We start from the raw sequence: 21,745 nt of genomic DNA, 5'->3' as shown, positions 1-21,745 counted from the left end.
CGTCGGTGTGGCGGCCGTCCGTCGTCCGGCCGTTCACCCCCTTGACGCGTGCGGACGGGAGAAGGTGACAGGGGCGGTGCGGACGGTGGTCCGGGCGTGCCCGGAGCGGGCGGTGGGACGGGGACGGGATCTGCCCGACAGGGACGGCACTTGTCCGACGGGGACGGGACCCGTCCGACGGTCGTGCGCCCCCGCCGCCTGGACGCCCCGCGAAGCGTGATCCGGTGCGTACGGCGCACCCGCCCGCGCGGAGGTGCTCTCCGTCCGGGATCCGTGCGCCCTACCGACGGCCCGGGCGCCGTGGTGATGATGAGCGGACCGCGAGTGATCCGTACGACTTTCGCGCGCCCCGGTCCACGGGCCGGCGGACGCGCGGTGGAAGGGGTCCGTGTTGTTGCTCCTCATCTCTCCCGACGGGGTCGAGGAAGCCCTCGACTGCGCGAAGGCGGCGGCGCACCTCGACATCGTCGACGTCAAGAAGCCCGACGAGGGCTCGCTCGGCGCCAACTTCCCCTGGGTGATCCGGGAGATCCGTGACGTGGTCCCGGCGGACAAGCCGGTCTCCGCCACCGTGGGGGACGTGCCCTACAAGCCCGGCACGGTGGCCCAGGCCGCCCTCGGCGCGGTGGTCTCCGGAGCGACGTACATCAAGGTCGGCCTCTACGGGTGCGCCACCCCCGAACAGGCCGTCGACGTGATGCGCGGGGTCGTCCGGGCGGTCAAGGACCACCGGCCGGACGCGCTGGTCGTCGCCTCCGGCTACGCCGACGCCCATCGGATCGGCTGCGTCAACCCGCTCGCGCTGCCCGACATCGCGCTGCGCTCCGGAGCCGACGCGGCCATGCTCGACACGGCGGTCAAGGACGGCACCCGGCTGTTCGACCACGTGCCGCCGGAGGACTGCGAGGAGTTCGTCCGCCGTGCCCACCGGGCCGGGCTGCTCGCCGCCCTCGCGGGCAGCGTCAAGGCGGAGGACCTCGGAGTGCTCACCCGCATCGGCACCGACATCGTGGGGGTGCGCGGCGCGGTCTGCGAGGGCGGCGACCGCACCACCGGAAGGATCGAACCGCGTCTGGTGGCGGCCTTCCGGGCGGAGATGGACCGGCACGCCCGCGAGCACGCGACCGTCACCGCCACGGACTGAACCACGGATGACGAAACGTCACAGCAGCAGCCACGCGTCCGACGGCGGCCAACCGTCCGGCGCCCGCCGTCCCCCCGGCGCCCCGGAACAGCGTCTCACCGTCGTCGACCCGGCGACGGGGGAGCCCTTCGCGGACGCCCCCGACCAGCGGCCGGACGAGGTGGACGCCCTCGTCGGGCGCTCCCGCGCGGCCTGGCGGGGCTGGCGGGCCGACCCCGCCGCCCGTACCGCCGCCCTGCTCGCGGCGGCCGACGCGGTGGCGGCCGCCGGACCGGAACTGGCCCCCCTGCTCACCCGTGAACAGGGCAAACCGCTGGCCGAGTCCTTCGCGGAAGTCGCCCGCACCGTAGCGCGGATACGTTTCTTCGCGGAGCTGGTCCCCGAACCCGTCCCCCTGACGGACGGCCGCCCGGTGCGCGGCGAGGTCCGCTGGCGGTCACTCGGACCGGTCGCCGCGATCGTCCCGTGGAACTTCCCCCTCCAGCTCGCCGCCGCCAAGTTCGCGCCCGCGCTCGCCGCGGGCAACACGGTGCTGCTCAAACCGTCCCCGTTCACCCCCCTCGCCACCCGGCGGCTGGTCTCCGTCCTCTCCGCCGCCTTCCCCGAGGACGTGCTGACGGTCGTCACCGGACACGAGCCCCTCGGCGCCCGGCTGGCCTCCCACCCGGGCGTCCGCCACGTCACCTTCACCGGGTCGGTGCCCACCGGGCGGGCCGTCGCCGGGGCGGCGGCCGCCACGCTCGCCCGGGTCACCCTCGAACTGGGCGGCAACGACGCCGCCGTCCTGCTGGACGACGTGGACGTGGAACGGATCGCCGACCGGCTGTTCTGGGCGGCGTTCCGCAACTGCGGACAGGTCTGCATGGCGGTCAAACGCGTCTACGTCCCGGCCCGGCTGCACTCCGACGTGGTCGAGGCCCTCGCGCAGCGCGCCAAGGACGTCGTCGTCGGCCCCGGACTCGACCCGGACACCCGGCTGGGCCCCGTCAACAACGCCCCCCAGCTGGCCCGCGTCGAGGACTTCACCGCCCGCGCGCTGGCGGACGGCGCCCGGGCCGCCGCCGGTGGCCACCGGCTGGACCGCCCGGGCTACTTCCACGCCCCGACCGTCCTGGCCGACGTCCCGCCCGACAGCGCGGTGGTGACGGAGGAACAGTTCGGCCCGGTGCTGCCGGTGCTGCCGTACACCGACCTCGACCGGGCCGTGGAGGCCGCCAACGGCACGGGCTTCGGGCTCGGCGGCTCGGTGTGGGGGACCGACCCCGACCGCGCCGCGGCGGTCGCCGACCGGCTGGAGTGCGGAACGGCGTGGATCAACCATCACGCCGAACTCTCCCTGGCCCAGCCGTTCGCGGGCACCAAGGACAGCGGCGTCGGCGTCGCGGGCGGCCCCTGGGGGCTCTACGGGAACCTCCAGCCGTTCGTCGTGCACCGCCCGGAGGAGGACGACCCCGGGCAGGGCTCCGGGCAGCGCTCCGGGCAGGTTCCCGGGCAGGGCCCGGGGGAGGGGACGTGACGATGCGGTTCGGCGCGGCGGTGCTGCGCACCCCGGGCAGCCCCTTCGTCCTGGAGGACGTGCTCCTCACCACGGGACCGGCCGCCGACGAGGTCCTGGTGCGCGTCGAGGGCTGCGGGATGTGCCGGACCGACCTCGCGGTCCGGCGCTCGGCGGGCCGCTCCCCGCTGCCCGCCGTGCTCGGCCACGAGGGCGCCGGGACCGTAGTGGAGACCGGCGGCCCGCACACCGGTCTCGCCGAGGGCGACCGGGTCGTCCTCAGCTTCGACTCCTGCGGCCACTGCCGCAGCTGCCTGGACGCCGCCCCCGCCTACTGCGAGTCGTTCGCCTCGCTCAACCTCTTCGGGGGGCGCGCCGAGCACTCCGCCCGGTTCACCGACGCGGCCGGGGCCGCGCTGGCGCCCCGCTGGTTCGGCCAGTCCTCGTTCGCGGAGTACGCGGTGGTCCCGGCCCGCAACGCCGTCCGGGTCGACCCCGCGCTGCCCGGCGCGCTGCTGGGGCCGCTCGGCTGCGGCTTCCTCACCGGCGCCGGGGCGGTCCTCCACTCCTTCGCGACCGGCCCCGGCGACACCCTGGTGGTGCTGGGCGCGGGCGCGGTGGGCCTGGCGGCGGTGATGGCGGCCACTGCCTCGGGGACGGTGACCGTGGCCGTCGACCGGCACCCGGGACGGCTGGCCCTCGCCGAACGGTTCGGCGCGGTCCCGCTGCCCGCCTCCTCCCCGAACCTGCCCGGCCGGATCCGACGGCTCACCGACGGCGGCGCCCACCACGCCCTCGACACCACGGCCTCCGCCCGGCTGATCAACGACGCCCTCCGGGCCCTGCGCCCCACCGGCCACCTCGGTCTGGTGGCCCGGCTCCACACCGCCCTGCCGCTCGAACCGGGGACCCTGGACCGGGGCCGGAGGATCTCCCACATCTGCGAGGGGGACGCGGTGCCGGGACTGCTGATCCCCCGGCTGATCGGACTGTGGCGGGCCGGACGGTTCCCCTTCGACGAACTGATCCGCACCTACCCGCTCGCCGACATCAACGAGGCCGAACGCGACTGCGAGGCGGGCCGCGTGGTCAAGCCCGTCCTGATCCCTTAGACCGCGTTCCCCGGACCGTTCCCCGGTCGCGACGGCGCCCCGGAGCGGACGGACCATCCGACCCCCTCACCCGTAGGAGGACATGTGCTCGACGCGACGACGCCCGGGAACACCGGAACGGAAACCGCGCAAGCGGGGGGAGCCCCCGGGACCGGGGGAGGGGCGGACGGCACGGAGGGCGTCGACGGGGGCGTCGGGGTGACGGCCCTCCTGGTCGCCGCCGCGCGCGCCATCGAGACCCACCGCCACGACTCCCTGGCCCAGGACGTCTACGCGGAGCACTTCGTGCGCGCCGCCCCCGCGTCGGCCGGGTGGCCGGTCCGTCTCCACCAGGCCCGGGACGGGGACGCCAACCCGCTCTGGGGCCGGTTCGCCCGCTACTTCGGGCTGCGGACGAGGGTCTTCGACGACTTCCTCCTCCGCTCCGCGCACACCGGCGTCCGCCAGGTGGTCCTGCTGGGGGCGGGACTGGACACCCGGGCGTTCCGGCTGGACTGGCCCTCCGGCTGCCGGGTCTTCGAGATGGACCGGGCAGGGGTGCTGGCGTTCAAGCACGGTGTCCTCGACGGGCTCACGGCCGTCCCGAAGGCGGCCCGGACGCCCGTCCCGACCGATCTCGGCGCCGACTGGGTCACGGCCCTCACCGACGCGGGGTTCGACCCGTCCGCGCCCAGCGTCTGGCTCGCCGAGGGGCTGCTGTTCTATCTGCCCGCAGCCGTCGAGACCCGGCTGATCGAGGCGGTGCACCGGCTGAGCGCGCGGGGCAGCGCGCTCGCGTTCGAGGTCAAGCTCGACAAGGACCTGTGGGAGTACCGGAACAGCCCGCTCTACACCGCGACGGCCGAGCAGATCGGCATCGACCTGCTCACCCTGTTCGTCCGGGAGCCGCGCCCCGACTCCGCCGGGGACCTGGCGGCCCGGGGCTGGTCCACCACGGTCCGCACCCCCTTCGACTTCACCCGCCGCCACGGCCGTGGACCGCTGCCCGAGGGGAACGACGCGCTGGCGGGCAACCGGTGGACGTTCGCGGAGAAACCCCGTCCATGACGATCCGGACGGCCCCGCCCCGCCCGTTCCCTCGGCTCCCGTCCGGCGCTCGGCCTCGACACGGTGACGGGGTTTCCACGGGGCACGCGGAGAGGAGAGCCCCTCGCACCGTCCGCCGGGTGCGGGAAACCGGCGGACGGAGCCGAACGGCTGACCCGGACCGTCCGGCGCGCTCCGCCGCGCGCCCCCCGGTGCCACCCTGATGCCGAGCTCCCGGGCCGTTCGGTCCGGGAGCGCACCACCGGCGAAAGGAGCACCCCGTGCTGACCTCCACTCAGGTCCCGGGCGGCCTGAACTGGCTCGATCTGGGAACCCCCGACACCGACGCGGCCACCGCCTTCTACGAGGGGGTGTTCGGCTGGGATTCCGTCTCCGCCGGTCCGGAGGCCGGGGGCTACCGCTTCCTGCGGAAGGACGGGCGGACGGTGGGCGCCGTGGGCCCGCTGACCGAGGAGGGCGCCGGCTCCGCGTGGACGGTGTACTTCCGCACGGTGGACGCCGACGCCACCGCCCGGGCCGTCGAGCGGGCCGGGGGCACCGTCCGCTTCCCCCCGACGGACGTCTTCACGGCCGGACGGATGGCGGGCTTCACCGACCCCACGGGCGCCGAGTTCGCGGTGTGGGAGCCCCGGGACACGGACGGGCTGGACCTGGTCAACGAACCGGGCAGCGTCAGCTGGATCGAGCTCTACACCACCGACAGCCAGACCGCCAAGGACTTCTACGGCGCCGTCCTGTCGTGGGACACCCGGGACGTGCCCATGGGCGACGGGATCGTCTACACCATCGCCGGGCCCGCCGGTGGCGGCGACGGGACCATGCACGGCGGCCTCATGCAGCTGCTCCAGGACAACCTGGACGCCGGATCGACCTCCGAATGGCACCCGTACTTCGAGGTCGAGGACTGCGACGGCACGGTGGCGAGGGCCGCGGAGCGGGGAGCCACCGTCATCATCCCGGCGATGGACGCCGAGGCGGTGGGCCGCTTCGCGATGCTGCTCGACCCGTTCGGAGCGCCGTTCGCGGTCATCACCAGCCCGCCCCCGGCCTGATCCCGGTCCCCCCGCCCCGCCTGCCGCAGCGGCGGTCACGACCGCGCGCTCCCGCCCCGTCCGACCGGGACGGGGGACGGGGCGGGAGCGCGGGACGGAAGCGGAACGGGTCGGTGGCCGGGGCCGTGGGGCGCGGCGGCCGTCAACGGGCGGCCATGGCCTCCACCGTGGTGTACCCGCCCATGGTGAAGCGGAGGCTGGTCACGTAGGCGACCGGGGAGTCGTCCAGCCGCCGGCTGTCGTGCAGGGGCAGCATCCGGTAGATCTGCCCCTTCCCCGGCGAACCCGACGGGGGGATCTGCCGCACGTCGTCGATGGTGAGGATGATGGGCTCCTTGTTCACCAGCTTCAGACCGAGCCTCGGCATGTCGAAGATGGCGCCCACCGCCATCCGGCACGCCTTGGCCGAGGGCCCCTCGCCCGCGTACGGGTCGAAGGGGGTGCGGATCTGGCCCGCCGAGAGGCAGTCCGGGTTGAGGGTGACGGTGATGGGGCCGAGCTCGGGGCACTCGCCGACCATCTTCATCTCGATGAGGTTGGTGTAGACCTCGGCCGTCGACCACTCCTCGGAGGTGGGTTCGGACCGGACGACGCGGACGTAGCCGCTGAAGTCGACGGTGTACTCGCCGACACCGGGAACGGCGAAGGTGTCGACCGAGGTGATGCCGAGGTTGTCGATGCCGGGCACCGGAGGCGTCCACGGAGCCACCGCGGTGCCCTCGTAGAGGTTGGGGACGCCCTCCGTGGTGACCGGACGGCCGTACACGGTGGTGGGCCGGGATGCCGCGTCAGTCATCGCAGTTGCCTTTCTTCGGATGGGAAGGTCACGGCCGTCGGTGGCTCAGGGGAGTTGCCTGCTGGTCCAGTCGCAGCAGGTGAGTCCGGGCTGGTCGGGGACGCCGTCCTGGTCGGTGTCGATGTCGCCGTCGGCGGTCGAGTAGACGTCCCGGGAGTTGAGGTCGATCACCCCGTCGCCGTCCCAGTCGTTGAGCTTGCCCTTGAACGTGCCCAGGATGAAGGCGTTGGTCATCGGGCCGACCTCGGGGTCGTGCAGGGTGGACAGCACGCCGTTCCCCGGGACCAGGACCTCCTCCAGCGGGCGTCCGGCGATCCGGGCGAGGTTGAGGTGCCCCCAGCCCTGGAAGCGCCCGCGCACGTACCGGATGGCGGGTTCGCCGTGGATCTGGAACTTCGGTTCGAGGTGCCAGGTTCCGTACCGGGCGAAGCCGATGTTGGCCTCCCGGACGCCTTCCGAGGGGTCGTCCGCGCGCCCGGACTTGAAGAACGGCCGGGGGACGAGCGACTCGAAGAAGAAGTTGCCGCGGTCGCGCCGGCTGCGCTCGGTGAACCCCCGGAACAGGTAGTTGTCCACGTGCGGGGTGCCGTCGGCGTGCAGTCCCTCGATGGTCTTCGCGATGACCAGTTGCTTCTCGCGGGTGGCGACGTTGGGGCACGCGTGCGCCTGCCCGTAGACGCGGGCGAGCCCCTGGGGGGCGAGGGAGAGCTTGCCCCAGTGCTGGTTGGACGAGTCGAGACGGACGTACAGATCGCAGTGGATCAGCAGGAAGATGGTCTCGTCGAAGGTCCGGCCCGGGGTGTGGCTCCCCTCGCGGTCGTCGAAGGCGGGGTCCCCGGTCTGGAGTTCGCTGATGAACAGCTTCGCCCATTCGGCGATCTCCGGGTCGGGGTCGTCGAGGAACTGCCGCAGCGTCGCTATGGCCTCCGGACCGCCCAGCTTCTCGACCGCCCACAGCGCGTCCCAGCGGACCTGGCGGTCGGTGTCGCGGCGGATGGCCTCGGCCAGCAGTTCGATGGCGTCCGCGTGGTCGCGGTCCGCGTACTCGAAGAGCGCCTGCTCCCGCATCGCCGGGTCGGGGTGGTGCAGGGCGGCCCGGCGCAGCTCCTCGTTGGCGCGGTTGTCCAGCCGGACCGCCACGCGGTCCAGGGCGTAGCCGAAGTCGCTGGCCCAGGCGGCGGGATCACCGGCGACGAACCGGGGGTCCACATTGCTGAGCGTCGTCCGGTAGGCGAAGTTGAGGGCTTCGCGTTGTTCGGTGCCGAGGTCCTCCAGCAGCACCGGGTCCGTCACGCTGTCGGCCCAGCCGCTCGTCCGGCCCTCCGCCAGGTCCGCCGGTGACTTCCGGCGCAGATCGATGGCCATACCAGCCCTTCCTCCCGTGTAGTCGGTCGACTGGTCGTTATCAACAAATTAAGTGAACGGGGTGGGAGAGCGCTTCTCGGAGATTGGCTTTCGGGGATCGGCTCTCCGGGGACCGGGGACCGGGGAGTTGGGGATCGGGGACCGGCGTCCGGGGAACGGGCGCGGCCCGCCCGTCGAAGGGCGTGCGACCGTCAGCCGTCCGCGGCCCGTCCTTCCCGGAGCCCGGCGGGCGCGGCGCCGTAGGCGGCCGGGGTGATCAGCAGGGCGGTGGCGTGTTCCGGTCCCCGGGGCCAGGCCAGCAACCGGGTCACCACGTCCAGACCGGCCCGCAGGGGGATCGGCGGCATCCCCCGGCGGGCCGCTCCGGGAACCACGCCCATCCGGTGGGCCTGCCCCGCACCGCTCCACAGCGACCACTCGGCCACCACCACGGCACAGCCGGGCAGTCCGGGGGCGAGCGCCAGCGCCCGGCGCCGCAGCACCTCGTTGGCGAGGCCGTACGCCCCCATCGACCGGTGGGGGCGGTGGGCGGTGACCGAGCCGAAGCACACCAGGGCCCGCGCGGACCCCGGCGGCAGCGCCGCGAGGACGTTCTCCAGCCCCGCGACCTTCGGTTCCCGCAGGGCCGCGAGGTCCCCCGGCGCACAGCCGCTCACCGGGCCCCCGGCGACCCGGCCCGAGCAGTGCACCACCGTCGCCGGGCGCGTTCCGCCCAACGCCCGGGCCACCGCGCCGCGCCGGGTCACGTCCACGGTGAGCACCCGCAGCCCCGGCACCCGTGCCCGCAGCCGTGCCAGCACGGCGGCGTCCGCGCGGGACAGCCCGGCCGGTGGCAGCACGTCCAGCAGGACCACCTCGGTGGCCCCGCTCGCCGCCAGGACCGCCGCGACCCGCAGCCCGAGCCCCCCGAGTCCGCCCGTGACCAGGACGGGGCCCACCGGGGGCGTCCCCTCCGGCAGCGCGGCCGGCCGCCAGCGGAGCCGGGACACCAGTCCGTCGCCGTCGACGAGCAGGTCCCGGTGGCCGCCCCCGCCGTCGTCGCCGAGCGCCGCCCGCGCGGCCAGGACCGCGCCGTCCTCCGCACCCGGCGCGGTCAGCTCCACCGTGGCCAGCGGAGGTCCGGGCTCCTCCAGGGCGGCCGTCCGCAGCAGACTGCCGCCCCCCGCGCCCCGGTGCAGCAGCGCCAGGGGCCAGCCGCGGGTCCTGCGCAGGGCCAGCCCCCGCAGCAGGGCACGGTCCGCGTCCGGTCCGTAGTGGTCGCCGAGCACCACGGCGACGGCCGGAGCGCCCCGGCGCACCCGGGCCCGGCGCAGCCGCTCCCCGAGCCGGGAGGGTCCCCCGAGCACCACCCAGGAGCGCGGCGGACCGGTCCCCGGGGGGACCGGGGGCCCGGGGACGGTGCGGTGCACGGTGAGCCGGTCCAACGCGCGCTCCTTCAATGACGGTTGAGGGCGACGAGCAGCACCGGGATGGCCTCGCCCTGGAAGTCGACGTCCACGTCGAAGTCGTTGACCATGCCTTCGAGGACCAGCAGCGACAGCAGCGGGAAGACGAACTCGGGCGCCGCCGTCACCCCGTGGCGGCGCTGGACGTCGAACAGCCGGGCGGCGAAGGGCGCCAGCCGGAAGCCGCCCGCCGTGCGTCCGGACCCCTCCGTCACCAGGGCGCCGATCTCGGCCCGGAACGCGTCGAGGTCACAGCCGTCCGGGAGGTGCTCGGCGCTCTCCAGCACCGTGTCGGCCGCCTCCTCCGCCCGCCCGAGCGAGAGGCACATGAAGAAACGGGCGAACAACCGGCGCACCCGGGGCTCCAGGGGGACCACGAACCCGGCGTCGAGGAGCACCACCGCGCCGTCCGGGCCGAGGTACAGGTTCCCCGGGTGCATGTCGCAGTGGACCAGACCGTCGACGAACAGCATCCGGTACGCGCACCGCAGCACGTTCCGCACGATCCTCCGGCGGTCCTCGCGGTCGAAGTCGCCCGGGGCGAAGCGCTCCACGCCCTCGACGTACTCCATGACGAGCGCGCCGGGGCCCGCGCACCCGGGGAACGGCGCGGGGATCCGCAGGAAGGACAGGTCCCCGAGTCCGGCCCGCAGTCTGACCAGGGAGTCCGACTCCTGGACGAGGTCGGCCTGGCGCAGCAGCGCCTCACCGAGCTGCCGCACCGCGCGGCGGGCCGGTACGCCCCGCAGCGGCGGCACCCGCTCCAGCCAGCGCGCGCCGGACTCCAGCAGCGCGAAGTCGGCCTCCATCGCCCGGCGCACCCCCGGTCTGCGCACCTTCACGGCCACGTCCGTGCCGTCCCGCAGGGTCGCCCGGTACACACAGGCGATGCTGCCGCAGGCGACGGCCCTCCGGTCGAAGCTCCGGAACGGCCAGGCCGAGCGGTCCGGGTACGCCTCGGCCAGGGCGCGGTCCAGTTGCGTCCCGGTCATCGGGGGGACCCGGTCGTGCAGCCGTCCCAGGGCGTCGCGGGCCGACGGGGACAGCAGGTCGGCCCGGGTGCTGAGCAGTTGGGCGCCCTTGACGTAGGTGGCGCCGAGATCGCCCAGCAGTCGGCGGAGCCGGTCCGGAGGCCGGTTCCGGCGCCCGCCCAGCCGCTCGGCGGTCCCGGCCACGAGGTGGCGGGCGGTGACCGCCGAGAGGAACAGCAGCCGACGGGACCGGCGGACCCAGCCGACCGGAGGACGAGCCGCCGGAGCCGCTCCTGACGTGGTGCCGGACGGGGTGGGTACGGCCATCGCGTCTCTCCTCGCTGGTCCTGGCGGCGGGGGCGTCACGGCACTTCGGCCGGGCGGGGCCGGGCGTCGAGGGGTTCGTCGATCACGCGGTGCCGGGTCTCGACCCCCGCCACCGCCAGCAGCACCACGGCCACGGCCAGCGGTACCGCGCCCGCCGCCGCCGTGACGCCCAGTTCCGGGGCGGTGATCGAGAGCAGGGTGAGCACCAGCATCGCGACCCCGCCCAGTTTGCTGAGCCCCGCGATCCGCCCGGTCGCGCCGCCGCGCCGGGCGGTGGGGAAGATCTCCGCGCAGTAGGCCACCGTGATCGCGCCCAGGGCGTACACGCTGGCGATGGGCACGGCCAGCAGCGCCATCAGCAGCCCCCGCCGGTCGGCGACGGCGTCGCCGAGCACCGCGAAGCAGACCAGTGGCACCACGGTCAGGGCGCTCAGCGTCACGGTGGTCCACTTCGAACTCCAGAACCCGTAGGCCAGCGCGGCCACCACGTTCAGGGGCAGACCGAACAGGGCCGCGTTGCGCAGGATGCGGTCGGCGTCCATGCCGGTGACGCCCAGCCGCTGGAGGTCGGTGGGCACCCACAGCTGGAAGCCGTACGTCACGATGCCCACGCTGAGCGCCAGTGCCAGCAGCCCGGCCAGCAGCAGGGGGCCTCCCCGGTGACGGTGCGCCGCGTCGGCCGGGGCGGGCGGGCCCCCGTCGTGCCCGGCGGGCTCCGCCTCGGTGACGGCCGCCGATCCGTACCGTTCCATCACCGCGCGCGCCTCGTCGGGGCGGCCGGCCAGCAGCAGGAAGCGGGGGGACTCCGGTATCCAGCGGTTCAGCAGCAGCAGGAGCACCCCGGTGGGCATCCCCACCAGCCACAGGACGCGCCATCCGTACTGCGGCATCAGGCTCTCGGCGAGCTGACTGGTGATCGCGTAGGCGAGCGCGGCGTTCCCGCCGATGAGGACCAGCAGCCAGCCCCGGTGCCGGGTGGGCACCGTCTCGGCGAGGAGGGTGAACGTCACCGGGAGCATGCCGCCCGCGCTGACGCCCATGAAGAAGCACATCACCAGGTTGCCGGTGAACGAGGGCATGGCTCCGCAGACCGACGTGGTGATGAACAGCACCCCGGCGAACAGGATCGCGGGCCGCCGCCCCACCCGGTCCGCCAGCAGCCCCCACAGCAGCGAGCCCACCACCGTGCCGGACAGCCCGGAGAACGGCAGCAGGGTCACAGGGAGGCCGCCGTCGGGGTGCAGCGGTGAGGTCAGGTGGTACTCGGCCGCCATCCCCGGCGCGACGAAGGACAGGGTGGTCGGCTTCATCACGTCGATGGTGACGGCGAGCGTCAGCACGACGATCAGCCCCAGGTGCGCGGGGCGCAGCCGGGAGTCGTCCAGCGGGCGGATCCGCAGCGCGCCGGGCCGCCGCACCTCCCCCCGGGCGGGCGTCAGCCCCCACAGGACCAGCCCCACTCCGACGACGATCACCGCCATGCCGAGGTGCATCGTGGCGTCGGGGCGCATCCCCGCCATGTGGTAGCCCATGGACCGGGACTCGGCGTACATGGGCAGGTGGAGCGCCGCGCCGACGGTGCTGAGGGCCGTACCGGTCCAGAAGGCCACCGGCCTGCGGAAGGTGATGCCGCCCGTCCTGCCGGGGGCTTTCACGCCGCCACCCGCTGGAACGGCTCCAGGGCTTCGCGCAGCGCGGTCGGCACCGGTACCGGTGCCGTCTCCCGGCCGTCGTGGCGCAGACAGGCGACCCGCTGGGTGCCGCGCGCGGCCAGGTGCTCGCGGTCCCCGTCGAGGAGGACGTAGTCGAAGGCGAACTCGACCTGGGTGCTGAGCGTGGCGTCCAGCCGCATGCGGACGGCGACGGTGTCGAACGCGGTCAGCTCGCGGAAGTAGTCGCAGCGGCAGCTCACCGTGAACAGCCGCAGTCCCGCGCGGATCTCGTCGAGCACCGAGGGCGCGTGCGCGTGCAGGAACATCTCCCGGCACCGCCCCTGCCAGTTGAGGTAGGTGGCGAAGTAGACGTTGCCGACGAGGTTGGTGTCCTCGAACCCGACGACGTGCCGGTACTCGAAGAAATCAGGCATGACTCCCCTTCTCCTGGTGGGCGACGGCGACCACGCAGGGCACCGTCGCGTCCTGTCCGGCCCCGGCGGCGGCCCGGTAGGCCAGCACCGTCGTGCGGCCCGCGGCGAACTCGGCTCCGCCGTCCTCGCGCAGCCGCCGCAGATGGGCCCGGTCGCCGCGTCCGGCACCGGTCTTCTGGACGGCCTCGGCCACCGTCCACACCGCCGTCCGCGCCTGGTCGCCGGACCAGCCGGCCGGGTCGGCCGCCGCCAGGGCGGCGGCGAGGGCGGCGCCCTCCTTCCCGATCAGTCCCAGCCAGTCGTCCTCCGCGCGGGGCGTCACCTCTTCGACGTCGCAGCCGACCGGACGGTCCGCCGCTGCGGCCAGGACGAGACCGGCGCCGTGGGACGCGCTCAGCCACGGCCGGTCGCCGTCCGTTCCCGGTCTGCCGTCCGGACGACGGGTGACCGCGCGGCCCTCCGTCAGCCGGGCGAGGACCTCGCGCGACCCGCCCCGGCCCGAAGCGCCCGATGCCGTCTCCACCCGGAACCGGGGGCCGTCCGGGCCCAACGCCCTGGTCAGCAGCGGAGGCAGCAGCGCGACGGGCCAGGGGCGCGCCGAGTCCGCCCGGCGCGGCGCGCGGACGGCGCGCAGCACCAGGTCCTCCCAGCACTCGACGACCCGGCCCGAACCGTCGGCCACGGTCAGCCGGTAGACGAAGTCGTCGCCCTCCCGGGCCGTCTCCCGGGCCGTCAGCAGCAGCTCCCCCACGGCCCGCGGACCGGGGCGGAAGGTGATCCGCCGGACCGCCACGGGCAGCAGGGTGCGGTGCGGGACGCAGACCTGGACGGCGTGCAGGAAGGCGTCCCGGGCCCCCGGGTCGCCGAGGACCAGGGAACGGGGATGGACCATCCCGAACCAGTCGTCGTCCCCCGGCGGGGCGATCACGGCGACGCAGTGCCGGGCCTCGATCTCCCGGTAGCGCAGCACCCGTCGGAAGCGACCGCGCTGGAAGAGCCGGTCACCGTACAGGTCCCGGCCGGGGTCCAACGGCGGCGCGGCACCGGCGGCGGGCCCGGTGTCCGGCGCGGGGTCCGCTGACGCCGGTTCCGTCTCCGCCGTCTCCGCCGTGTCCGCCGCCTCCGCCGGTTCCGTCGGCGCGGGGCCCACCGGTGCCGGGTCCGGCCCGGGGCCGCTCGTCGTGGGGGCCTCCGGGGCGCCGGGCGGGCCGTCGGGCGGGCCGAGCAGGACCGTGCCGCTGACGTGGTCGGCCGCGAAGCCCGTCCCGTCGGTGCGGAGCACCACGTCGACGGCGCCGTCGTGGCGGGCGAGCGCGGCGGTCCGCAGCACGGTGGTGCCGTGCTCGGCGACCGTGACCGCCCGGTGGAACACCACGTCGGTCAGCGCCGTGACCCGGGAGCGGCCGACGACGGCCGTGGCGGCCTGTGCCATCGCCTCCAGGGCCATCACCCCGGGCAGCAGGGGCTCCCCGTCCAGGACGTGGTCCTGGAGGTACGGGTCGTTGCCCAGGGACAGTTCGGCCTCGGTGATCAGCTCGGTGCGGGGGGAGTCGACCAGGACCCGTTCCGCGAACCGTCCGCCGGGCCCGGTCCGGTGCCGGTGGCCCAGGGTCGGCAGCGAGCCGGTCCGGGAGGCGAGGACCACCGGTCCGGCCAGCGCGGGGTCGGCCAGCACCCGGCCCAGGACGTCCAGTCCGTCGTCCACGGTGAGGGGGCCGACGCCCTGGCGGGCGAGCGATTCCAGCACCCCCAGCCGGTCCCCCATGCCGGTGCCCGACCACACCGACCACTCCAGGGTCAGGCCCCGGCAGCCGGGCCGGTCGCGCCGGTAGTCGTCCACGAGGGCCCGCAGCCACTCGTTCGCGGCGGCGTAGTGGGCCTCGCCGCGCAGTCCGGAGCGGCCGATCACACTGCCGAAGGCCAGCAGCAGCCGGGGGTGTTCCGGGCCGAGGGCGTCGAGCACCCGGCGCAGCCCGTCCACCTTCGGCCCGACCGTGGCGGCGAACTCCTCCTCGTCCAGCCGTTCCAGCGCCGTCGGCACATTGCGTCCCGCGCCGTGCACCACCACCGTGACCGGCCCCAGGGCGTCCCGGACCCCGCGCACGGCTTCCCGGACGGCGTCACCGTCGCCGAGGTCCACGCGGGCGTACCGCGCGCGGGGGCCGAGCCGGGCGAGGTTCTCCCGCAGCACGGGGTCGTCCTCGGGCCGGGCGCGTCCCAGGACCGCGACCCGGGCTCCGCTCGCCCCGGTCAGCGCCCGGGCGCATTCGGCGGTGATGCCCCGGCCGCCTCCCGTGACCAGGACGACGTCGTCGGAGGTCAGCGCCGGTCCCGGAGCGGAGGGGGGAAGGGCGAGCGGGGCCAGCGCGGGGGTCAGCCGGGTGCCGTCGGCGCGGTAGCGGGCCTCGGCGAAGCCCCGGGCGGCGGCCGACTCGGCCGCGATCCGCGCCGTCCACGGGGGCCCGCTCAGCACCTGGTCGGGCAGGTCGGGGAGGGTGACCAGGCACACCGTGCCGTCCCGCCGCTCCAGATGCAGCGACTTGACGAAACCGCCGCCCACCGGGCCCCGCTGGACGACGACCAGACGGCCGTCCGCCTTGACCGCCGCCGCCGCGGTGAGCAGCAGACCGGCCGTTCCGTCCGTCGCCCGGGCGGGCAGACAGAGCAGGACGCCGGGGGAGGCGGACGTCCCCGCCAGGACGGTCGGCAGCACGGCGGCCAGCCCGTCCCCGGGGTCCGCGACCACCTGCCAGCCCCCGGCGGCTCCGGGCGCCGGGCCGGGGCGGGGGCCGGGGAGGGCGGCCGGGGCCCAGTCCACCCGGTAGCCGCGCACCCAGGAGCCGACCCCGGGGACCAGCGCCGGGGGCCCGCCGTCGGTCCGCTCCGGCCCGGCGGCCAGCAGCGCGGCGATCTCGGCGACGGTGGCCGTGGCCACCGAGGTGATCTCCACGGGCGGTTCCACCCCGAGGTCGGCCGCCGTCCGCGCCACGATCTGACCGACCGTGATGGAGCTGAGGTGGAGGTCGTCCAGGAGTCCCAGCTCCGGTCCGATCGCGGTGCGCGGCAGTTCCACCCGCTCCGCGATCCGGGCCCGCAGGGCGCCCAGCGCGTCCACCGGGGCCGGTGACACGGTGTCCCCGTCCGTCGCCCTTCCGGCCGGGACGGGGTCCGGTGCCGTCCGTCCCACGGGTCCGTCGGGGTCCGGTGCCGTCCGTCCGGTGGGCGGGGCCGGGGCCCGTTCACAGGGGTTGGTCAGGAACCGGAAGGTCCCGTCCAGGGGGAACGGACGGGTCAGCCGGTCCTCGAACAACGCCTCCGGCCGCACCGGGACGCCCAGCGCGTGGGCCGCCGCCACCACCTCCAGCGTGCCGCGCACCGAGGCGCCGTCGGTGGCGACGCTCACCGCCGGGACCCCCGGCGCGCCCGCGGTCGCGAACCCTGCCAGGGCCCGCCCGGGGCCCGCCTCGACGAACAGGTCGGTGCGGTCCGCGACCGCCGCGACCGCCTCGGCGAACCGCACCGGCGAGACCAACTGCCGTGCCAGCAGACCGGGGAGGCCGTCCCCGGGACCCACCGGACGGCCCGTCACGGTGGAGACGACGGCCCGCCGGGGGGCGACGACCGGCTCACCGGCCAGCACGGCCGGCAGGTCCCGCGCGGCCCGCGCCATCAGGGGCGAGTGGAAGGCGTGCGACACCGCCAGCCGGGTGGCGCCCGCCCCGTCCCGGCGGGCCGCCTCCATGACGGCCGCCACCTCCGGCGCGGGCCCGGCCACGACGGTGTGCTCCGGCGCGTTCACCGCCGCCACCACCACGGTGGTGCCCGCCGTCCAGCGCGCGACCCGGTCGGCCCCCGCGTCCAGCGCCGCCATGGCTCCCTCGCCGCCCGGCTCCCGCGCCATGAGCGCGGCGCGCCGCCCCACCACCCGCAGCAGCGTCCCGGCGTCCAGGCCGCCCGCCCAGTGCAGCGCGGTCAGCTCTCCCAGGCTGTGGCCGATCGCGGTGTCCGCCGTCACCCCGGCGTCGGCCAGCACCCGCAGGGCGGCCAGGGACGCCGACACCACGCGCGGCTGGGCCAGCCGGGTGTCGTCGCCGTCCCGCGTGTGGGCCCCGTCGAGGGCGCTCACCCCGGCCCACGCCCGGTCGAAGCGCTCCCGGAACGCCCGCCCCGCCCCCCGGGAGCCCTGTCCGGGCAGCAGCAGGGTGAGTCGGGGGCGGCCCGGTCCCCGACCGAGGAACACCCCGCCCCCGGGGTCGACGACGTCCCGTCCGCGACCGGTGAGGTCCGCGAGCCGGGTCAGCCGGGCGCCCGCCTCCCGGGGGGTGGCGGCGACGACGGCGCCGCGCGCACCGGCCGGGTCCCGCTCCCGCCCGGCGGCGAGGGCGGCGGCGAGGTCGGTGAGTTCGGCGTACGAGATCCGCGCGGTCAGCGCGGCGAGCCGCAGGCACCGTTCCCGCAGCGCGGGGCCGTCCGGAGCCGTGAGGACCAGCAGTTCGCAGGACTGCGGGGTGCGCGCCGCTCGGGGCACGGCCGAGGAGCGCGCCGGTCGTTCCCCGGCCGCCTCCACGGTCACATGGGTGTTGACGCCCCCGAAGCCCATGGCGGAGACGCCCGCCCGGACCGGACCGGAGGGGAACTCCTCCGGACGTTCCGCGAGCCGCAGCGCCCGGTGCGTCCCGGTCAGCGCGGGATGCGGTCGGCGCACCCCGGTGGCGGGCGGCAGGATCCGGTGCCGCACCGCCTGGACGGCCTTGATGAGTCCCGCGACCCCGGCGGCGGCCTTGGTGTGGCCGATGTTGGCCTTGACCGAACCGATGACCGCGGGGGGTCCGACGGTGCCGTGCGCGGCGGCCAGGGCGCCGAGTTCCGTGGTGTCCCCGACCCGGGTGCCGGTGCCGTGCCCCTCGAAGTACCCGACGGTCCCGGGCCCGTACCCGGCCAGCGCGTGGGCCCGGCGGACGGCCAGCAGATGGCCCCGGACCGTGGGCCGGGTGATGCTGCCGGTGCCGTCGCTGGAGACCCCCCACCCGGTCAGCACGGCGCGCGGCTCCAGCCCGGCGGCCTCGGCGTCGCCCTCCCGCATCAGCACCAGGACTCCGCAGCCCTCGCCCGGCAGGAAGCCCCGGGACTCCTGGTCGTACACCGGCATCTCGTCGACGGCGAGTGCCCCGGTCCGGGCGAACCCGATCAGCTCGAACGGGTCGATGCTGAGGTCGACGCCTCCGACGATCGCCGCGTCGGCCTCACCGGTGACCAGCGTCCGGCAGCCGTCGGCGACCGCCAGCAGCGAGGACGCGCACGCCCCGTCCACGGTGTACCCGCCGCCCCGCAGGTCGAAGTGGTGGCAGATCCGCCCGGCGAGGGTGTTGGCCAGACCGCCCGCGAGGGTGTCCTCGTCGGGCTCCGGGAACGGTGCCTTGAACCGTCGTTCCAACTCGTCCAGGAGCGCGGCCGACTCCCGGCGGCCGGTGCCCCGCTCGTCCAGCAGACCCGCGAGGACCCGCCGGACGTAGGGGTAGCGCAGCCGCAGGGCACCGGCCCGGCTGGCGTCCCCGGTCAGGGAGTTGCCGATCACCACCGTCGTCGTCTCCCGGGGCAGGCCCCGGCCCCGGGGCAGCCCGGCGTCCAGCAGCGCCCGGTGCGCCGTCTCCAGCGCGAGCCAGTGGACGGTGTCGGTGGTGCGGAAGGTGGTGCCCGCCACCCCGAAGTCCGCCCGGTCGAAGACGAACCCCTCCAGGAGCGCGGCGTGGGTCAGGGCGAACGAGTCCGCCCCGGCCGTCGCCGGAAGGTAGTCGGCGGTGTCGAGCCGCTCCGGGGGGACGGGCCGGAAGGCCCGGCGGCCCGCGAGGACGTTCTCCCAGAGCCGGTCCGGATCGTCGGCGTCCGGATAGCGGCAGGCCATCCCGACCACGGCGATCCGGGGCGCGGCGCTCACGCGGTCGTCCCGGCGGGACGACCCGGGGCGGCGGGGCCCCGGCGGAGCGCCGCGAGCGCGTGCGCGGCCCACCAGCCCGCCCCGCGCCCCAGACATACCAGGGTGACGGCGAAGAACAGCGTGTACGGCACGTGCGCCACGATCAGCAGGCCGTACACGACGCCCACGCAGGCGCCGAAGACCACTTGGTCCCGTGGCCGGGTCGGGGTGGTTCCCGGGTCGGTGATCATGTAGTTGGTGAAGAGGACGAACGCCACTCCGGTCATCACCGCGAGCGCCGACACCAGACCGCTGTCCAGGAAGTACCAACGGGCCACGGCCTGGAGCGCGAAGGCACCCACCCAGCCCGCGATCAGCGGCAGCTTCCGGGTCAGCTTGGCGTTGAGCAGCGTTCCGGCGGCCAGGATCACCGCGGGCAGGCCCCAGCTCCCGTACGCGTCGAGGTGCTCGGTGAAGTGGTAGGGCGGGGCGATCGCGATCCAGCCGTAGGCGAGCAGGACCACGGTGATCCCGAAGTTCGACGGGTTCATGAAGTGCCGCATCCGCCCCTTCACGGGCGCGCGCAGCACCGTCTTCTGCGCGACCCCGATCACCACGGCGCACAGCACCGGCAGGAGGTGGTCGTTGGCGTAGAGCAGCATGTTGCAGGCGAGCGCGGTGATGTGGGCGGGCAGCAGGAACTCGTAGAGGGGACGGAGCCCCCCGGAGTACCGCGCGGGCCGTCGTTCGCTCCAGGCGGAGAGCCGCTCCAGGAGCAGCTCCGTCGCGTATCCGGTGAGCACCGCGGCCAGCGGCCACAGCCACGGCTGCTCGAAACCGAGGACGGTGTAGCCGAGGACGTTGAGCACCGAGATCGACAGGGCGAAGTTGCGCAGGGCCAGATAGCGGGGGTCGGGCGCGGGCCGTTCCCGGTCCCGCCGCGGCGCCCGGTCCCGCTCTCCGTCCGTCCGGTCGGGCGCGTCCCGCCGGGTGCTGACGAGATCGGTCATCGTGCGGTCACCTCCGTGGCGCGGTCGTCGAGGACGAGGGCGTGCCGTCCCGGTCGCAGGGTGAGCGTGGTGTGCCGTGGTTCGCCCCGTCCGTCCAGCCAGCGCAGTTCCACCCGGGCGGAGGAGGCGTCACCGAGTCCGGCGGACACCAGGAAGTCGCGTTTGCCGGAGTGCCCGCCGCCGCCGTCGACCTGGTGCAGGGTGGTCCGCCCGTCGGCGGTGACGCGGGCCTGCGCGCCGACGGCCGGGGTGGTGCTTCCGGGTGCCGCGTCGGCGCCCCGGGCGGGTTTCCGCAGGTCGAGGGTGATCCGGCGGTCGCCCTGGGGAGCGTCGTTGCGGTAGTAGTCCGGTTCCCCCCACTGCCGGGCGACGGCCAGCCCGGGTGCCGCTCCGGGCCGGGAGTGGCCGATGGCGACCCCTCGGCTCGGGACGGTCCCGTCGAGGCCCAGGCGTCCGGCGAGGTCGATGTACCGCCCCTGTCCGTCGGGTGCCCAGAAGGACAGCGGCTGATGGCCCGACAGATCGTCGCCGGGCTCGAAGTCCGGCCACACCTCCGGGTGCCTGAGCAACTCGTCGTTGGCCATGGCGAGTTCCTGGAGTTCCGGCCAGCGGTTGGTGGAGCCCCGCACGAAGCCGTTGGTCTGCACGATGGCGGGCAGACCGGAACCGGCGAAGTCGGCGGCCTTCGCGTCCCAGCTCCAGCCGCTCCAGGCCAGCCCGAGGTCCGCGCTGCGGTCGGTGAACGGGGCGGTGCCGTCCTCCAGGGCACGCCGGGCCGACCGGGGGGTGGCGGCGTCGTTGAGGAACGCGAAGTTGCTCTCCTGGAGGCCGAAGGAGGTCGTGATGTTCGAGACGAAGATGTCGAAGCGGCCCGTGCCGCGCAGATCGGCGAAGTCGACCCCCATCCCCTTGAACGAGTCGTTGCCGAGGGCCTTCGACTTCGGGGTGGTGGGACCCCGCCGGCCGTGCACCGGGGTGAAGGCGATCCGCCCCGGGGCGGAGTCGTTGCGGAGCAGGTGGTCCGGGCCGAAGTCATTGGCGAGGTACAGTTCGGGCCGCAGGTCGCCGTCGAGGTCGGCGGCCGCCGCGGCGAGCGTCCAACCGCTCGACCGCCCCGCGGGCAGCGCCGTCGGAACCTCCTCGTACCCGGTGCCGTCCGCGCCCGGACCGTCCGTGGTCCGGCGGAACACGTGCCCGCCCCCGGCGTTGCGGGCGTGTGACATCGAGTGCTGCATCACGACCTCGTCGGTCCCCCCGGGGTCGAGCACCCGGGAGTCGGGGAAGTAGTTGCCGACGAACAGGTCCGTGTGACCGTCCCCGTCGAAGTCCGCCACCGCCACCGCGTTCGAGTTCCACCTCGGGCCCCGGTACCGTCCGTCGTCGGGGCCCTTCGCCGCGACCAGTTCGCGCGGGGTGTACGACGCGTCGGACAACCGGGCCCGGGAGCCGTTCCGCAGGAACAGGACCGGGGTGCGTCCCCAGTAGTAGACCAGCAGGTCCGTCCGGCCGTCCTCGTCGTAGTCGCCGGGGACGCAGCCCATGGGAGCCATCAGGGAGTCGGTCGGCAGCGGGGCCGCGTCCAGGGTGAACGGGGTGTAGCGCGTGCCGGTCCCCGGGACCGGGGTGATCACCACCTCGTCCGTACGGGAGTCCACGAAGCACAGGTCCGCCGAGGAACCGGTGCCGTCCAGGTCGTTCATGGCGATCCCGGCGCCCACCGACGAGATCCACGACTGGATCCTCCGGTAGTCGGGGTGCACCGGCCGTACGGTCCGCTCACCCGCCTCGTACCCCGGGGGGAAGGCGATCGGCAGCCGGGTGAAGGCGTAGTCGGCGGCGGTCCGGGCCACCGCCCCCGGCGAGGGTCCGGGTTTGCGGGCGGCGACCATCGTGGTGACCACCAGGGCCAGGGCGACCAGGACGGGGATGCTTCTGCGCAGACGGGAGGAACGCTCTCCGGGCATTTTGGGTGTCCACTCCA

At 75.2% G+C, this 21,745-nt stretch carries 14 protein-coding genes; 5 read left to right on the top strand and 9 right to left on the bottom strand.

The features are described from left to right. Window positions 1-391 precede the first annotated feature (391 nt). The 5 genes from ACVWNX_RS03205 to ACVWNX_RS03185 all read left to right on the top strand — a co-directional run bounded on the left by ACVWNX_RS03205 (window position 392) and on the right by ACVWNX_RS03185 (window position 5,850). Complete coding sequence (locus ACVWNX_RS03205) at window positions 392-1,144, top strand: (5-formylfuran-3-yl)methyl phosphate synthase (RefSeq protein ID WP_454414612.1); 753 nt, start codon at window positions 392-394, stop codon at window positions 1,142-1,144. A gap of 7 nt (window positions 1,145-1,151) precedes the next feature. Further along, the gene (locus ACVWNX_RS03200) at window positions 1,152-2,660 is read left to right on the top strand and encodes an aldehyde dehydrogenase family protein (RefSeq protein ID WP_454412321.1); all 1,509 of its coding nucleotides are present in this window, start codon (window positions 1,152-1,154) and stop codon (window positions 2,658-2,660) included. A gap of 2 nt (window positions 2,661-2,662) precedes the next feature. Further along, window positions 2,663-3,751, top strand: coding sequence for an NAD(P)-dependent alcohol dehydrogenase (locus ACVWNX_RS03195; protein ID WP_454414611.1), 1,089 nt, complete (start codon window positions 2,663-2,665; stop codon window positions 3,749-3,751). A 198-nt stretch (window positions 3,752-3,949) separates the two neighbouring features. Then, the gene (locus ACVWNX_RS03190) at window positions 3,950-4,798 is read left to right on the top strand and encodes a class I SAM-dependent methyltransferase (RefSeq protein ID WP_454414610.1); all 849 of its coding nucleotides are present in this window, start codon (window positions 3,950-3,952) and stop codon (window positions 4,796-4,798) included. Window positions 4,799-5,058: 260 nt separating this feature from the next. Continuing rightward, window positions 5,059-5,850, top strand: coding sequence for a VOC family protein (locus tag ACVWNX_RS03185; protein ID WP_454412320.1), 792 nt, complete (start codon window positions 5,059-5,061; stop codon window positions 5,848-5,850). A gap of 142 nt (window positions 5,851-5,992) precedes the next feature. Here the strand turns inward: ACVWNX_RS03185 and ACVWNX_RS03180 are convergent, their stop codons facing one another. The 9 genes from ACVWNX_RS03180 to ACVWNX_RS03140 form a co-directional block, all read right to left on the bottom strand. Further along, entirely contained in the window at window positions 5,993-6,646 is a 654-nt protein-coding gene (locus ACVWNX_RS03180; protein WP_454412319.1) for a DUF6073 family protein, read from the bottom strand. Between the two features lie 45 nt (window positions 6,647-6,691). Further along, window positions 6,692-8,011 (bottom strand): HEAT repeat domain-containing protein, encoded by a 1,320-nt coding sequence (locus ACVWNX_RS03175; protein WP_454412318.1) that lies wholly within the window; start codon window positions 8,009-8,011, stop codon window positions 6,692-6,694. Between the two features lie 191 nt (window positions 8,012-8,202). Then, window positions 8,203-9,435 carry a KR domain-containing protein gene (locus ACVWNX_RS03170; protein ID WP_454412317.1) on the bottom strand — a complete coding sequence of 411 codons (1,233 nt, stop codon included), beginning with the start codon at window positions 9,433-9,435 and terminating at the stop codon, window positions 8,203-8,205. 11 nt (window positions 9,436-9,446) lie between these two features. Continuing rightward, window positions 9,447-10,754 carry an ABC1 kinase family protein gene (locus ACVWNX_RS03165; protein WP_454412316.1) on the bottom strand — a complete coding sequence of 436 codons (1,308 nt, stop codon included), beginning with the start codon at window positions 10,752-10,754 and terminating at the stop codon, window positions 9,447-9,449. Window positions 10,755-10,789: 35 nt separating this feature from the next. After that, complete coding sequence (locus tag ACVWNX_RS03160; RefSeq protein ID WP_454412315.1) at window positions 10,790-12,409, bottom strand: MFS transporter; 1,620 nt, start codon at window positions 12,407-12,409, stop codon at window positions 10,790-10,792. After that, a complete protein-coding gene (locus ACVWNX_RS03155) occupies window positions 12,406-12,840 on the bottom strand; it encodes an acyl-CoA thioesterase (RefSeq protein WP_454412314.1) in 435 nt (144 codons plus the stop codon). The genes ACVWNX_RS03160 and ACVWNX_RS03155 overlap by 4 nt, the downstream gene beginning before the upstream one ends. Continuing rightward, complete coding sequence (locus ACVWNX_RS03150) at window positions 12,833-18,775, bottom strand: type I polyketide synthase (protein WP_454412313.1); 5,943 nt, start codon at window positions 18,773-18,775, stop codon at window positions 12,833-12,835. The genes ACVWNX_RS03155 and ACVWNX_RS03150 overlap by 8 nt, the downstream gene beginning before the upstream one ends. Continuing rightward, on the bottom strand, window positions 18,772-19,764 hold the full coding sequence (locus tag ACVWNX_RS03145; protein WP_454412312.1) for an enediyne biosynthesis protein: 993 nt from the start codon (window positions 19,762-19,764) through the stop codon (window positions 18,772-18,774). Before ACVWNX_RS03145 ends, ACVWNX_RS03150 begins: the two co-directional genes overlap by 4 nt. After that, window positions 19,761-21,728, bottom strand: a complete 1,968-nt coding sequence (locus tag ACVWNX_RS03140) for a CRTAC1 family protein (protein ID WP_454412311.1) — start codon at window positions 21,726-21,728, stop codon at window positions 19,761-19,763. The genes ACVWNX_RS03145 and ACVWNX_RS03140 overlap by 4 nt, the downstream gene beginning before the upstream one ends. Window positions 21,729-21,745 lie beyond the last annotated feature (17 nt).

It is taken from the genome of Streptomyces sp. JNUCC 64 (assembly GCF_054484115.1).
Note: the sequence above shows the minus strand (reverse complement) of the source record. Positions and strands in the feature narration are given on the sequence as shown.